Here is a 13763-nt window from a genome sequence, read left to right as displayed (position 1 = left end):
AGCGTGCTATCGACAGTATTCTGTCTGAATGGCCAATATCCGATTAGCCTCCAACCATACCATTCATGAGATCAACAACGTTCCTCTTTACTGCTCTTTTCACCTTTCTTTGCACCTGCGTCCGCGCCCTGAAAAAGGGGGTAAAAGGGGAAAGGTCGGAAGGAAGTCTTCCGCCACGATTTGCACTGGTCCTCCCCCTACTCCTTTTCTCCCTCGTGCCTTTACTTGCGCAAGTGGACCTGAAGCACTGGGACGCCCTGGCCCCCCGCAACATCGGTCCCTCCGGCATGTCTGGCCGGGTAACGGCCATTGATGTGAACCCCACCGATAAGGAGCACATCTACGTCGGCACCGCCTCCGGCGGCGTGTGGATGAGCCGCAACGGCGGCATCAGCTTCGAACCGCTGTTTGACGAGCAGAAGTACCTCGGCATTGGTTCCCTGACCGTCTCCGACGCTAACCCCAACATTATCTGGGTCGGCACCGGCGAGGGCAACCCCCGGAACTCGGCCAACTACGGCGGCGGCATCTACAAAAGCATCGACGGCGGTAAATCCTGGCGGCATATGGGCCTCGAAAAGACCCGCCACATCCATCGCGTAATTGCCCACCCAACGAATCCCGATGTAGCCTACGCCGGCGCACTTGGTTCCATGTGGGGACCGAATAAACAGCGCGGCGTTTACCGCACCACCGATGGCGGAGAGACCTGGAAGAAAATTCTCTACGTCGACGAAGGCACCGGCATTGCCGACATGGTGATGGATCCCACCAACCCCAATAAACTGATCGCCGCAACTTGGACTTTTGACCGCGACCCCGATTTCTTCAACTCCGGTGGCCCCGGTTCCGGTATCTGGGTAACCCACAACGGTGGCGACGGCTGGGAACGCCGCACGGCCAAAGACGGCCTGCCCAAAGGCGACCTCGGACGCATCGGCATCACGATCTCCCACAACAAGCCCAACATCGTTTACGCCCTGGTCGAAGCCAAGGTAAACGGCCTCTACAAATCCACCGACGGCGGCCTGAACTGGAAATTGGTGACCGACAAAGGCATCGGTGACCGCCCATTCTACTACGGCGAAATTTATGTTGACCCACAGAATGAAAACCGGTTGTTCGACATTGCTACCTACGTCTCCCGCTCCGAAGACGGCGGCAAGACCTTCACCAATATTGCCAACTACGGTAACGCCGTTCACCCCGACCACCACGCCTTCTGGATCGATGCTGACAACCCGAAATACATCATCGATGGGAACGACGGCGGCCTGAACATCAGTCGCGACGGGGGAGACACCTGGCGCTTCGCCGCCAACCTCCCGTTGGCCCAGCTCTACCACATCAACTACGACATGAGCTACCCTTACCTTGTCGGTGGCGGTATGCAGGACAATGGTAGCTGGGTCGGCCCGAGCCAGGGCCTGAAGTCCGGTGGCATCACCGAGTCCGACTGGCAGGAAGTCTACTTCGGCGACGGATTTGATCTGATCTTCAAGCCGGGAGATTCCAACACCGTCTACGCTGCCAGCCAGGGCGGCTCCCTGGGCCGCGTCAACCGCACCACGGGCAAGACCAAATCCCTCAAGCCACTGCACCCGGATGGTACCTTCCTCCGCTTCAACTGGAATGCACCGATTGCGCAAGGACCGCAGAGCGACTGCACCATCTATATGGGCAGCCAGTTTGTGCATAAGTCTACCGACTGCGGCGACCACTGGGAAATCATCAGCCCTGACCTGACGACGAACGATACCACTAAGCAACGCCAAATGGTCTCCGGTGGCCTCACCATCGACGCAACGCAAGCGGAGAACCACACCACCCTGCTGTGCATCATCCCCGGCAGTAATGGCAAAGATCTCTGGGTTAGCTCCGACGACGGGAGACTGCATTTAAGCAAGGACGATGGCGGTAGCTGGACCGACCTCTCCAGCCGCCTGCCCGGCATGACGCCCGGTAGCTGGATTCCTTACATCGAAGTGAGTCCGCATAACCCGGCGGAAGCCTGGGTGGTGGTCAACGATTTCCGCCGCAACGACCGTCGCCCGATGGTCTTCCACACCAACAATTACGGCGAGACGTTTACCCGCATGGTGGACGAGAAGAAAGTCAGCGGTCACGCCCTCGCCATCGTGCAGGACCCGGTGGAGCCGAACCTCCTCTTCCTCGGCACCGACCAGGGCCTCTGGATCAGCTTCGACAAAGGCGGTACTTGGACACACTATAATAAGACCTACCCCGGCGTTTCTACGCGCGACATCAAGATTCACCCACGGGAGCATGACCTCATCCTCGGCACCTTTGGCCGGGCGGTTTGGATCCTGGACGACATCCGTCCTTTCCGGGAGATCGCGACCAAAGGCACGGACATGTTGAAGGACACCTTCGCCGTCTTCCCGGCACCCGACGCTTACCAGTGGGAATACCGCTCTTACCAGGGCACGCGCTTCTACGCGCAGGGCCAGTTCCAGGGCGAGGACCGGCGTGGTGGAGCTATGTTGACGTACTGGGTGATGCCACAGGAAGGGAAAAAAGGTAAAGGGAAGAAAGGAGAAATGGCAAAAGGCGGCAAAGAAGGCGCGGCCGCAGGTGCAAAGGAAGGTAAAAAGGCTATGGACGAAACGGCCAGCATGCTCTACTACGGTAAAGTCAATGTTGCCGATAAGGACACCGACCCCAATCCGGAATCCAAGCCTAAAGGCAAGGTTAAGATCCAGGTGGTTGATGTGCAGAGCGGTGATACGATCCGGACTTACCGGACCACGCCAAACTGGGGCATGAACCGTACCAGTTGGAACATGCGCCGGGACGGCATCGACTTCCCCAGCCGCCGCGCACCTCGCCCTGATGCTGATACACCGAGCGGCCCTGGTGTCGGTCCAGGCGTCTACGAACTGATCATGACCTACGGCGACCACATGGGCAAGACCCTGGTTACCGTCCACGCCGACCCTCGCGAAGAGCAGATCCCCAACGCCCTGGTCGCCCAGGAAGCTATGCGCGTTGAGCTCGATACTACTACCGCTCACCTCACCGCCGCCTGGAACGACCTGCAGGAAGCAGGCAAGGCGATCAAGCGTGTCCAGGGCCTGCTCAAGGATGCCCCGAAAGCAGTAAAAGACAGTCTGGAGAAGGATGCCAAAGGCCTCCTCAAAACCATCGCTGAAATTGAAGAAATTTTTATCGAGGAGGAAGACCTCAAAGGCATACAGCGAAATCCGAGTAACCTGCGGGCGAAGATGTTCACCGCTGGCCGCTACATCGGCCAGGTCGAGGGCGCACCTACGCAGATGGCGGAGGTTGCTTTGGAGCAGTACCAGAATGCTGCGGCAGACTTCGTCTATAAGATCGAGATCTTCCTTGGCGGGGATTTCGCCGCCTTCCGCAAAGACGTGGAAGCGGCGAATTTGGGGCTGTTTGGGAAGTTGTAGGACTGGTTCCCCGGCGTTTATGCCGGATTACTACACGATTTGAATCGCAGTTTTTAGCGGATTACGCAGATGGACACAGATTTTGCAATCTGTGTCCATTTGTGTTTTCTATTGTCATCTGTGATTCGGACTACCGGTTACTCAGCCTTCAGGCTTGTGCGCACTCCGCGTAATCCGGAAAGGCCTCTGTGAGCTCCGTCCATCCGCCCAGTGCCGTGTTAGTATTCAGGATATCGCCACGCTTCGAAAGGTAGTCAATTGAGAAGAAAAAAGTTCTTGTCTCAAGCAATCACCCCCCGATTAAGATCAGCGGTAGAAATAACAGGACTGCTTTTTTCGGGCTCAAAACAATGGTAAGCCGCCAAATTCCAAACGATCATCATGGCACTGAAGTAGTAGAGGTTCATGACGATGGCGATACCAAAGTGCATACCCACCGTTGCCAGCAGCCAAAAGGTGCGGGTTTTTTTCCAGGTTATAAAGAAGGGGTGGAAGAGTTCGACCACAATAGTGGCCCAGCCAATGGCCACGAAGACGAAGGGATAGTCGGCCAGCCAGGTGAAATCGAAGGCGAAGTCGCGATTGACGTAGGGGAGGTTGATGGCCTTCCAGATGGACTCACCGTTCCACCAGTTGAAGCCCAGGAGTTTTACCAGGCCGGAAAAGAAATAGGCGATGCCCAGGTGCAGCTGAAGGGTGCGGCGTACCGGCAGGGGATGGCCGTTTTTGCCGGTATCGGCCAGTATGAGGTAGAAAAGGGCCATGCTGGTGAAGAAGTCCACCCCGTAGGCCAAAAAACCGATGCCCGTAACCATCGATACCTGCAACAGCAGTAAAACAAGCGCCGAAATACGAGGGAAAAAACCGAAGATCAGACTGACGCCGGCACCGTAAAATAATACCTGAAACCAAAAGAGCGTAGCGTTGGCTCCTACCCCGTAACCTTCGAGGAAAATGATCAGGCGGGGCAGGGTAAGTTGCAGGTCGGCAACGTAGAGGTCGGCCACGTCCCAGGGAATAAGGCCGTTGGTACCGAAGAGGTCGGCAAAATCCTGGTGTATAGCAAAGAAGTGGAGGAGAACGATGGTCCCCACAGCGACGCGGAAAAAGCGGAGGGCCCGCAGGCTTTCCGTGCGGGTGGCAGCATCGTTGGCAAAGAAGAAATTTACTAGCGCTGCGTAGGTCTTTTTAGCGAGGTTCATGGTCGGGTGCTGGTTTGGGAGTCAACGTAGAAAAGGTCTTCGTAGAGCACAGCTTCCGGAGCAGCTGCCAGGGTAACGTAGTCGTAGAGGTAAAGGTCCAGGGTTACAGAAGCAGCCGCCGGGTCACGGCGGCGGACGTAGTCGGCCAGTTGCCGCTGCACCACATCCAGGAATTCTTTTTGCAGGCCCAGTTCTGCAGAGTCTTTGGTAATCTTATCTAAAAACATTCCGGTGGCCGAGAGGTAGCGGATCACGCTTTCTTTGTGATGAAAAGGGGGGAGATTAGTTTGGCGGAGGCTCTCGCCACACTCATCCTGCACTTCATAAAGGGTAATGAAATCGCTGGCGACGTTAGGAGCAAAAAAACCGTAGCCTGTCCCAAACCCGGTATAACCGCAAAACAACCTCACCGGCTCGGCCTGGCAAACTGAGGCAGCCATTCGGGCAGCCGGATTTTTGGCAACCAGTTCCGTTTTGCTCTCTTCGTAGTAAAAACCGTAGTAACTATCGAAGGCAGTGTGGGCAGCGTTAGCAATAATGATGAAGAGCAGTACGCCGATGCCGAGTAATTTGCTAAAATTATACATGATGATTGGATTGAAAGGCGGATAAAAGTCCCCTTCGGCTTCTGCGGTAGAAGGCCGAAGGGGAGGAATCAGGCTAGCGCTGGTATTTGTCCATAACCCGGGCGTACTCAGCGCGGAGTTCGGCACCTCCGTCTTTCAGTCCGGTCGACCAAACGCTTTCGTCAATCCAGTCTTCGTACACCTTTTTATTGACCAACGAACTTGCAGCCTTGTTTTCCTGAGAAATGGCCTTCAATTTGTTCATATCGTCACGGCTCAGCGTTTTACTGGCCAAGACTACCTGGTTGTTAACCACCAGAATACCCCGTTCGGTTTGCTGAGGCCGGTATTTGTTCAGCACTGCCAGGATTTCCCGGCCAGCGGCGGAAGCCTTCAAGTCGGTTTTGTTCTTCGTGACCGTCTGGTTTACGGCATTCTCGTAGACGGTAGTGTTGACTTTATCCGTTTCGTTAATACCCTGAGCGACTTTGGCGATACGCGAAATGTCTTCTTTACTCATGGCTTTTGTACGCTGAATGACTTGGTTTTTGATCACCAACCAGTTGCCATTATCGTCAAATAGCAGGGATTTTACGGGAGCTTTGGCGGCGGCGGCGAAGAGGCAGAGGCCCAGGACACCAAAAAGAAGGGAAGAGAATCGTTTCATGATGGAAATTGGTTTGAGGAAAAGATGAGCCCGGCGGGTAGGCCGCCGGAATGGCGGCCCATGTTCCGGGGAATTAACCCGAAGTAGGGACGAAGTCCGGCTGAGGGTTCCACAACCCTACCTTATTTTTAAAAGCGCTTAACGCTGGTATTTTTTCATCACCGCTGCGTAGCGGTCCAGCACGGCGGGGCTGACCTTGTCTTTGGATTCTTCCAATTTGACGATGGTCTGGTCTACGTAATCGACGATAAAAACACCGGTGCTGATGGTGCCCCCGGCATCGGCGCGGCTGGCAATCTCCTGGAGCGCCTGAAAATCCTCCTTCGCCAGAGGCTGGCATTTTTGCACGACCCGATTGTCCACGATGAAGTAGCCATCGCCAACGTCCTGGGGCTGGTACTTAGCCAGGAGCTCTGCGAGCTCGTTGGGAATGGCTTTCTTCTTCGACTTAGTGTGCTTGGTGACGGTATGGTTGATCGCCTTTTTGATCACTTTCCGCTTAATGAATTTATATTGATTGAAGCCCTTGGCCGCCAGATCGACCAAGGTAGCGGCGTCTTCCCGGCTCAGCATTTGGCTGGCTTGAACGACTTGGTTTTCAATTATGATGTAATTACCGTCGGGCGTTTGGAGCAGGTTTTTAACGGGTGTTTTGTGGGCGGCCAGCAGGAGGAAAACTCCCGCCATTCCAAAGCAACCGTAGAGGAAACGGAGCATATTAAAGTGGGTTTATTGTTTGCTGGACAATAGCATCCAGTAAGATAGGGGACGTTATTTGGGCTGGAATTCCATAAAATTTGGAGCCCTTACGATTATCAGAGTAGCATTCAGCAATTCGTCCTACTCGTTCAGAGGGCGAATGGCTTAAGAGCGTCACACAAAGTTCATCTTCAGGTACATGGGCAGCCTCTAGGAAAACGGAGATTTGGAAAAACTCCCGGAATTCATTGAAATTTTACGTTGCCGGGGCGGGGCCGCAGGTGCAGAGACCTTTTCGTTAGCTCCACCCAGGCTTGTTGTTAGGGTGCTCATAGCTCCAGACCCAAGGCAGGGCTAAACGATAAAAAGAGAGTACGGAATGCCCCAAATGCAAGAACCCCCGACGGCGCACTAAGGCACCATTGGAGGTTCTTGATTTATGATGGGTAATAGCGTTTAGTCAACTGTAGCGGTTCCCCGGATCATCACACCGCCGCCGGGGCGGCGGATGAGTAGGCCGGTAACTTTGTCAATGGTATCTCTTTGCTTGTGATCAAACCGTTCCGGAGTGCCCAATTCGAACCCGGTAATCTTATCCGTGAGCTGCAGGTCATAAAAAACAAGCGGCCCTTCCAAAGGCTCTTGTGAAAGACTGGCGGAGAAATTCTCCGAGTTAATAGAAACACTGATGGCGGTCAGTAAGCCGTCATTAAAATTGAGGTTGTTGTACTTTACAGTGATGCCTTTTTCGGCCAGGGTCTCCTGGACATCCATTAAAGTTTTTCTTTTGATGGTGGGCCGAATAACGAAAAAGATATCCTCACCCTTAGCGGAAATGGTTTTACTGGCAGCACCATGGAGGGGAGCATGGACGCCTTTTATGACGGTAGTCGCGTTGGAAGAAGCCGTTGCTCGTTTACCTACAACAACTTTCGTTTCCTGCCCGGGAACAACTTTCGTGCCTTGGGCAAAAACCGGGTTAATGGCCAGTATAGCGAGTAGGAGGATGGGGAGGAGCACGGCATAACGAAGCTGCGCCAACGCACCGGGTTTTTTAGTATTCATCATGGAAATACGCATTTTGAGGGGTGAATAATTGAGGGGAGTGGTCAGGCGCAGCGACTGGCCACGCGCACCCATATGGAGTAATTGGTACTGATAGTTCTTGCGGTCAATGCCGGAGGAGAGCACTTCCCGGTCGGCAATGTATTCAAGGTTCATTTTTAGCAGAGCGTTAAGGGTCCAGGCGGCGGGGTTGTACCAGCAAAGCACCCGAAGGAATTCTCCCAGCAAAATATCGAGGTAATGATGCTGACGGATATGGACCTTCTCATGAACGATGATGCGCTGCAATTCCTCCCCGGCATACTTGGCCGGATTAATGACCAAAAACCGGAAGAAGGAAAAGGGCGGGATATCCTCGTCCGTATGCACGATGGTGAGTCCATTCTCCCGGGTATTGGAGCTGTAAAGAATCAGGTTGAAGATGTGGACAAACTGCCGAATCAGCAGGAAAAAGAGAAAAGAGGCCACGCCGATAAAAACCCAAAAGGCTAACTGACTGAGGTGCTCTGAAGATGCTACGGCATTGCCGGCCGTTACGCTGACTGCTCCAAAGGGTTCACTTATACTAAAGGTTTCAACAACGGGTGGTGATATCAACCCCGGTAGGGCCGCCGCAGGCCGGCCAGTCAGTTCCAGGACCGGACCGGGAATACGTTGCGCTAAATAATCAGCCAGTGGCAATGCAGGCAACAGAAAGGCGAGCAAAATACTCGCCACCAGGATCAGCCGGTTCAGCTGGAGCAGCTTGCCGCGGCGTAACAACAGCCAATAAGCAGCCGTGAATACGAACAGCAGAAAATTGACCTTGAGGAAGTAGATGAACAGGGCCGACATCACTTATCTTTTTCTTCTTCGATCATACGGATCACTTCCTTCAGCTCGTCTACGCTCAGTTTTTCGTCCTTGACGAAAAAAGCCACAACGTTTTTATAAGAGTTGCCGAATAAGCCGGTCAGCTTAGGGCCAATGATCTTGGCGGAGTATTCCTCCTTGCTAACCGCCGGATAGTACCGGTGGGTACTGCCGAAGTCCTCTATTTTGAGAAAATCTTTGTTGACCAGCTTCCGGATGGCCGTGGAAACTGTATTGATGTGCGGCTTGGGATCGGGCATGGCTGCCCGAACGTCTTTGGCGAAGGCCCGGTCAGCTTCCCAGAAAATAGCCATGATGGCTTCTTCTTTTTCAGTTAGTTTCTTCATTTCAGTTGGATATACAGTAAAAGTAAGACTGCAAAAGCAGTCTTGCAACTATAAAAGCAGTTAAGTAACTACTTTAACAGTTTTTATAAATGATTGGTGTCCATAGCACTACGAAAAGCGGCTTCGTTAACCTTCCCCGCTCCTTCCATATTATTTACTGCACCTGCGACCGCGCCACCCTACACCACCTGCCTAAATACCAATTATGGCGGTATAACCCAAAGCACAACTTCTGCAAGCCCAATGGATTAGCGGAATAAATTTAGGGCTAACATTTCGCTCGTTCAATAAAAGTCGTATCTTTGCGGGCCGAAAGCGAATCACCGCTCAAAGAATATATATATGCAGTCCGTAAAAGTCAGCGGTGAAGTCCGCGAAAACCTAGGTAAGAAACACAGTAAGGCCACTCGTCGTGAAGGTCTGGTACCCGCCGTTCTCTACGGAGCTGGTGACCCGGTACACTTCACCATCAAAGCCCTTGATGTTCGTCCTCTGATCTACTCTCCTGAGTTCAAACTTGCCACACTTACCGTTGGCGGTAAAGAATACAATGCGATCGTAAAAGATTACCAGTTCCACCCGGTAACCGATAACCTGCGCCACATTGACTTCCTTGCCCTCATTCCTAACCACCCCGTAAAGGTTCAGGTTCCTGTCGTATTCGAGGGTACCAGCCCTGGTGTACGTGGCGGTGGCAAACTGCAGATTAGCGTTCGCCGTATAAAAATCAAGACCACTCCCGAAAATCTCGTGGACAAGCTTGTACTTGACATCAGTAAGCTCGAACTTGGGTCTGCTATCCGTATTCGTGACATCAAGGCCATCGAAGGTGTTGAAATCATGAACCCAGGAGGCCAGCCCGTGGCAAGTGTTGAAGTACCACGTGCTCTTCGTTCTGCTGCTACGGCCGAACTCAAAGCTGCTGAAGCTGCCGGTGCCGGTGAGCCAGAAGAGGACGAAGCTGCAGCTGAGTAAGCTCAGCCCTTAAAAGCTTGAAAAAGGTGAGGTTTCCCTATGGAAATCTCACCTTTTTTCGTTTTTGCGTTACCGTCTGGTTAAAGCTAAACTAATTCGTGGAGGCAGCTTGTTTCCTTTTCGTAATCGACCTTGCGCCAATGAAAAATGCTACCCTCCTCCTCAGCTTCTGTTCCTTGCTGTTATTGAACAGCTGCGGCGTTTTCAAACCTGCCGACAGCACTACCTCACGTCGGCCAACCACTGGCCGGGCCGGTAGCGGAAGTGCTACCAGTTACATCCGCGCCGATATTACGGCGCATGCGTCGGAACTTCTGGGGCTTAAATATAAATTTGGCGGCAATAACCCCCGCCAGGGTTTTGACTGCTCAGGCTTCGTACTCTATCTCTACCAGAATGCCGGCATCGACATTGAACGTGTTTCCCGCGATCAGGCCAAGCAGGGAAAAGAAATTCCGCTGAGCCGCGCCAAACCCGGAGACCTCGTATTCTACAAGCGGCCAGGAAAACCGGTTTTTCACGTTTCCGTAATTGTGGAGGCGGGGGTGAATAAATTGGTAGTCATTCATGCGACCAACAGCGGCGTTATCCGGGAGAATGTACTGGAGAGTAAGTATTGGGAGCCGAAGATTTATCAAGTAAGGGATATCTTAAACTAAGAACTTGTTTAAGAACCCGACAACACCCATGGTCTGATATTTCCTCCGGTTTTTTACCGGTGATCTTCGTCCCCACCTATTTTACTTTGATTCCCATACCCTTGGAGTAACTCGCGCCGACGCATTGGCATCCCGTCGATAAGCTCTAATAAGACAGAGGGAGGAGTGATTCTATTTTTAGCCCGGAACTTTTCGGTTCCGTCCAATCCCACCAGAATCATTTCAAAATGATACTGCGCGGCACCAAACTTATCATAGAACTTTCGGGCATCGGCCTCCGCCAGAAACCTCCCGGTGTTTTCAAATTTTCCATCTGGGGTAATAAAGATAAAAACGACGTTCCGTTCCTCTAAAGCATCTACTTGTTCCTGTAATAATCTAACCTGACGCTCGAACATCGGGTCATCCGGTGCCGGAGTGAAAAGCAATACGAGTCTGGACTTCCAGAGATAGTTATTTAATGACTGACCTGCCATGGTTGCAGAGATGGAAAAAAGAATCAAAATAGAGAATAATATCGGCTTCATATTATTGAAACGCAAGGAGTTACGTAGGAGTTTGCTTTTGTACTATCCCGCCAGTGCAATGACCAGCCCGCCAAAACTTCCATCCGCTTCATACATCGAATCGTTGTATATCGTAGCCCGTAGCCGTAGATTATGTGCTACGTCATTACGCAGCTCAAATTCGATCATGATGTTGCCAAAGGACTGATTCATCTTCACCTCGTTGTATTGGATACGAGGTTTGAGGTAGTGCCGTTCCTGAGTCTCAACCCAATCACGACGGGGAAAAATACGTCGATCAGAGATCTCGTTGCGGTAATCGAGCGTTAATACCCGCTCCTGCAGGTAATGGAAAAAGTGGGTGATCTCTTCCCGGGTGTAGTTCATCTGGCTAAAGTGGATAACGAAGCCCTTTGAGCTGGCGGTGTCGAGAAAACCAATGGTCTCGTCCGTCCGCAGCTGGTCACGATGACGGCCATACTGATTGGTGAGCCAGTCGAGCAGGCGCCGGGGCCCAGCCGTTGTTTTCCAATGGTCGTAAGCGGCCAGCTCTTCCTCCGTCCGCTCGATCATCTCATGGATGGTCGGGGCAGAGGAGGTGCCGGCTTCGGCTGACTGGAAGATGTTCTTTATTTGATCCCAAAAGGGCATAACGAAGCGGGTTATTTGATTTGATTGAAGGCGTCTCGTCCTTTAAAGTTGGTGACCTCCCCCCGGTATTTCATTTCCCGCTCTTTGGTATAGCCGAATTCGGCCTCGGTTAGCACCCGATTAAGCGTTTTGGTGACGAGTTTCAGATCGTCTGGCTTCAAACCGAAGGTGTGACAATCACCGTCTGTGTCCACCAGGTAAAGGGTTCCGATGGCAGTGGTTTTAAAGCCGAAGGGCATTCGCTCCGTTACCAGACCGTATACCCAAACGATGGATTGCGGACGTTCCCGGAATTCGCGCCGCCAGAAGGCCAGGGGCTGTTCTGTCAGAATTTTAAACAGCCACCATAAGGCACTGGTCGCCATGACGCCCCCAAGCAAGGCCCAGCCCAAATAGCGGGAAGTAACTCCGACGATTACCAGAAAAAGCGCTATAAGGATAACCCCCACCGCAGCGATTTGCTGCTGGCGGCGGTCGCGCTCCATGCTTTCCCAGAGGGGCTGGAGGCCGGGGTGTTGAAAAATGCGGGGGTCAGTATTCAGGGGGGGAGTATTCAGTGGTCAGTATTCAGGTTGCAGCATTCAGGTTTTAGTATTTAGGAACCAGTATTCAATGGTCAGCATTCAGGAACCAGCATTTAGGTTTCAGAAGCTACCTGATAGAAGGGGAATAGTTGACGCGGTGGTTTTGTTTGAGCAAACGCTAATTTTATCCCTTCCACAGTCTGCTGAAACCTGAGGCCTGAACCCTGTATCCTGAATAATAAACACTGTCCTCTGATTCCTGAACCCTGAGTCCTGTCTACTTCAAAACCGTCTTCACCACACTAAATTCCCGCTCATCAGTAACCCGCAAATAGTAAATGGCGTACTTCAATTTTCGCTGTTTCGGTTCGATGGTTAGGGTATTCGCTCCCGCGCTGGCTTTCCATGTTTGGGCAAAAACAAGCCGGCCGCTGGGGTCGAGGAGTTCCACCGTCAGCGTTTCTCCTGCCGGAAGGTTGATGTCTATCTTCAGGTGATCGACGAATGGGTTAGGGTACACCGTGACGTTTTCCAGGTGTTCTGGCATTTCAGGGCGCGGCCGCTGGTGCAGGGTCGGGTCATTAGGAGGCAAGGTTGGCAGCGACGGTACTACGTTTTTCAGGGTGTCTTTGATCCAATCCACACCAGTTGGGCGCGGATGGTCCATGGCCACCATACCCATAATGGCGACCTGGTGCGAACTGATGTCCCGGGTCGGCAAGTTTCGGATCTGATCAGCGGTTATTACTGTTCCAGATGGCGGTATGGTGTCTTGTTCGATTATCAGTATTGGGGGGAGTTGTAGGCCTCCCTCACTCAGGTCAATGTCACCGACTAAGTAGTCTGGATCCTCCTCTGGAGCTTCAATGTTTTTTGCACCACAAGTGATGAAGCTGAGGTCTTCGGAAGTTTCAACCATGATTTCCCCTTCAACCGTCAAATCTTCGAAAACCTCCTCAAAAACCGGTGGCGGTAGCGCAATGGCACTTATTTCGCCCACTTTAGACGTCGGCGGCATAATCTTCCCCATGGTGACGTGTTCCATTTCTGATTGAGCAGCCAGAGTTGATTCAACTTCGACGAGAGAGATGCCCCCGGTCATCGGCGGTTGGGCTTGTACGCTGCTCGAAATGGCCTGCCACGGATCTTGTTCGTCAGGTGCTCCGGTAGCCGAGCTGGGCGTCTCACATCCCGTAGCCGCCAGCAAAACCCCCGCAGTAGCAGCTGCTACCTTCAGCGGATTGCGCGTCGGCGTGCTGACCGCACGCAGCGGCCGGTCAAGCTGATCGGGCCGGAAACGACCACAGAGTTTACCGCCCTGCTCGCGGACGTAGGCGTGCATCTGCACATCGGAGAAGCCGGTGAAGTCCACCACACTCTTGGCGCAGCTGTCGCAGTGCCGGGCGGTGGTGCCGGGGACCGGATGCATGCCATTCCAGTCTTCGTGGCAGGGTTCAGGGATGGAGATTTTCAGGGGGGTGTAGGCCATGGTAGGTGGGTTTGTCTGCAGGGTAGATGCAGAAAAACCTGGAATGGCATACGGGAAGAGCTAGAAATTTGTTCCCCGGCACTTGTGCCGGAAAGGAATTAGCAGAATAAACCCCACGGCTCAA

Annotated in this window: 13 protein-coding genes; 3 read left to right on the top strand and 10 right to left on the bottom strand. The window is 52.9% G+C overall.

The features are described 5' to 3' along the window. Positions 1-65: 65 nt before the first annotated feature. Positions 66-3437, top strand: a complete 3372-nt coding sequence (locus B036_RS0126460; protein ID WP_157472476.1) for a WD40/YVTN/BNR-like repeat-containing protein — start codon at positions 66-68, stop codon at positions 3435-3437. A gap of 281 nt (positions 3438-3718) precedes the next feature. On the opposite strand, the gene B036_RS0126455 is transcribed toward B036_RS0126460, so the two are convergent. From B036_RS0126455 to B036_RS0126430, 6 genes are all read right to left on the bottom strand, one after another. Beyond that, the gene (locus B036_RS0126455; RefSeq protein WP_020571748.1) at positions 3719-4639 is read right to left on the bottom strand and encodes a hypothetical protein; all 921 of its coding nucleotides are present in this window, start codon (positions 4637-4639) and stop codon (positions 3719-3721) included. Next, positions 4636-5226: a hypothetical protein gene (locus B036_RS0126450; RefSeq protein WP_020571747.1), complete on the bottom strand. Its 591-nt coding sequence runs from the start codon at positions 5224-5226 to the stop codon at positions 4636-4638. Before B036_RS0126450 ends, B036_RS0126455 begins: the two co-directional genes overlap by 4 nt. 73 nt (positions 5227-5299) lie before the next feature. Beyond that, positions 5300-5872 carry a hypothetical protein gene (locus tag B036_RS0126445; protein ID WP_020571746.1) on the bottom strand — a complete coding sequence of 191 codons (573 nt, stop codon included), beginning with the start codon at positions 5870-5872 and terminating at the stop codon, positions 5300-5302. 138 nt (positions 5873-6010) lie between these two features. Continuing rightward, positions 6011-6589: a hypothetical protein gene (locus B036_RS0126440; protein WP_020571745.1), complete on the bottom strand. Its 579-nt coding sequence runs from the start codon at positions 6587-6589 to the stop codon at positions 6011-6013. Positions 6590-7027: 438 nt separating this feature from the next. After that, entirely contained in the window at positions 7028-8470 is a 1443-nt protein-coding gene (locus B036_RS0126435; protein ID WP_020571744.1) for a M56 family metallopeptidase, read from the bottom strand. Next, complete coding sequence (locus B036_RS0126430; protein WP_020571743.1) at positions 8470-8835, bottom strand: BlaI/MecI/CopY family transcriptional regulator; 366 nt, start codon at positions 8833-8835, stop codon at positions 8470-8472. The genes B036_RS0126435 and B036_RS0126430 overlap by 1 nt, the downstream gene beginning before the upstream one ends. Positions 8836-9177: 342 nt before the next feature. Between B036_RS0126430 and B036_RS0126425 the strand changes: the two genes are divergently transcribed. Both B036_RS0126425 and B036_RS31275 read left to right on the top strand, forming a co-directional pair. Beyond that, positions 9178-9810: a 50S ribosomal protein L25 gene (locus B036_RS0126425; RefSeq protein ID WP_020571742.1), complete on the top strand. Its 633-nt coding sequence runs from the start codon at positions 9178-9180 to the stop codon at positions 9808-9810. Between the two features lie 140 nt (positions 9811-9950). Further along, positions 9951-10469: a C40 family peptidase gene (locus tag B036_RS31275; RefSeq protein ID WP_020571741.1), complete on the top strand. Its 519-nt coding sequence runs from the start codon at positions 9951-9953 to the stop codon at positions 10467-10469. 53 nt (positions 10470-10522) lie between these two features. Here the strand turns inward: B036_RS31275 and B036_RS0126415 are convergent, their stop codons facing one another. The 4 genes from B036_RS0126415 to B036_RS0126400 form a co-directional block, all read right to left on the bottom strand. Continuing rightward, the gene (locus B036_RS0126415; RefSeq protein WP_026232370.1) at positions 10523-10996 is read right to left on the bottom strand and encodes a DUF4174 domain-containing protein; all 474 of its coding nucleotides are present in this window, start codon (positions 10994-10996) and stop codon (positions 10523-10525) included. 42 nt (positions 10997-11038) lie between these two features. Then, on the bottom strand, positions 11039-11626 hold the full coding sequence (locus tag B036_RS0126410; protein WP_020571739.1) for a hypothetical protein: 588 nt from the start codon (positions 11624-11626) through the stop codon (positions 11039-11041). 11 nt (positions 11627-11637) lie between these two features. Further along, the gene (locus tag B036_RS0126405) at positions 11638-12111 is read right to left on the bottom strand and encodes a hypothetical protein (RefSeq protein WP_020571738.1); all 474 of its coding nucleotides are present in this window, start codon (positions 12109-12111) and stop codon (positions 11638-11640) included. Positions 12112-12427: 316 nt separating this feature from the next. Continuing rightward, complete coding sequence (locus tag B036_RS0126400; RefSeq protein WP_020571737.1) at positions 12428-13639, bottom strand: T9SS type A sorting domain-containing protein; 1212 nt, start codon at positions 13637-13639, stop codon at positions 12428-12430. Positions 13640-13763: the final 124 nt, after the last annotated feature.

Origin of the sequence: Neolewinella persica DSM 23188 (genome assembly GCF_000373105.1) — a bacterium.
Lineage (GTDB): Bacteria > Bacteroidota > Bacteroidia > Chitinophagales > Saprospiraceae > Neolewinella > Neolewinella persica.
The sequence above is the reverse complement of the archived record's forward strand: the minus strand, read 5'-3'. Positions and strand labels throughout refer to the sequence as shown.

Coding starts and splice junctions, on each gene's coding strand:
- B036_RS0126460 (WP_157472476.1), top strand. CDS start 66: ATGAGATCAACAACGTTCCTCTTTACTGCTCTTTTCACCTTTCTTTGC.
- B036_RS0126450 (WP_020571747.1), bottom strand. CDS start 5,226: ATGTATAATTTTAGCAAATTACTCGGCATCGGCGTACTGCTCTTCATC.
- B036_RS0126410 (WP_020571739.1), bottom strand. CDS start 11,626: ATGCCCTTTTGGGATCAAATAAAGAACATCTTCCAGTCAGCCGAAGCC.
- B036_RS0126405 (WP_020571738.1), bottom strand. CDS start 12,111: ATGGAGCGCGACCGCCGCCAGCAGCAAATCGCTGCGGTGGGGGTTATC.
- B036_RS0126425 (WP_020571742.1), top strand. CDS start 9,178: ATGCAGTCCGTAAAAGTCAGCGGTGAAGTCCGCGAAAACCTAGGTAAG.
- B036_RS0126435 (WP_020571744.1), bottom strand. CDS start 8,470: ATGTCGGCCCTGTTCATCTACTTCCTCAAGGTCAATTTTCTGCTGTTC.
- B036_RS31275 (WP_020571741.1), top strand. CDS start 9,951: ATGAAAAATGCTACCCTCCTCCTCAGCTTCTGTTCCTTGCTGTTATTG.
- B036_RS0126455 (WP_020571748.1), bottom strand. CDS start 4,639: ATGAACCTCGCTAAAAAGACCTACGCAGCGCTAGTAAATTTCTTCTTT.
- B036_RS0126440 (WP_020571745.1), bottom strand. CDS start 6,589: ATGCTCCGTTTCCTCTACGGTTGCTTTGGAATGGCGGGAGTTTTCCTC.
- B036_RS0126415 (WP_026232370.1), bottom strand. CDS start 10,996: ATGAAGCCGATATTATTCTCTATTTTGATTCTTTTTTCCATCTCTGCA.
- B036_RS0126445 (WP_020571746.1), bottom strand. CDS start 5,872: ATGAAACGATTCTCTTCCCTTCTTTTTGGTGTCCTGGGCCTCTGCCTC.
- B036_RS0126430 (WP_020571743.1), bottom strand. CDS start 8,835: ATGAAGAAACTAACTGAAAAAGAAGAAGCCATCATGGCTATTTTCTGG.
- B036_RS0126400 (WP_020571737.1), bottom strand. CDS start 13,639: ATGGCCTACACCCCCCTGAAAATCTCCATCCCTGAACCCTGCCACGAA.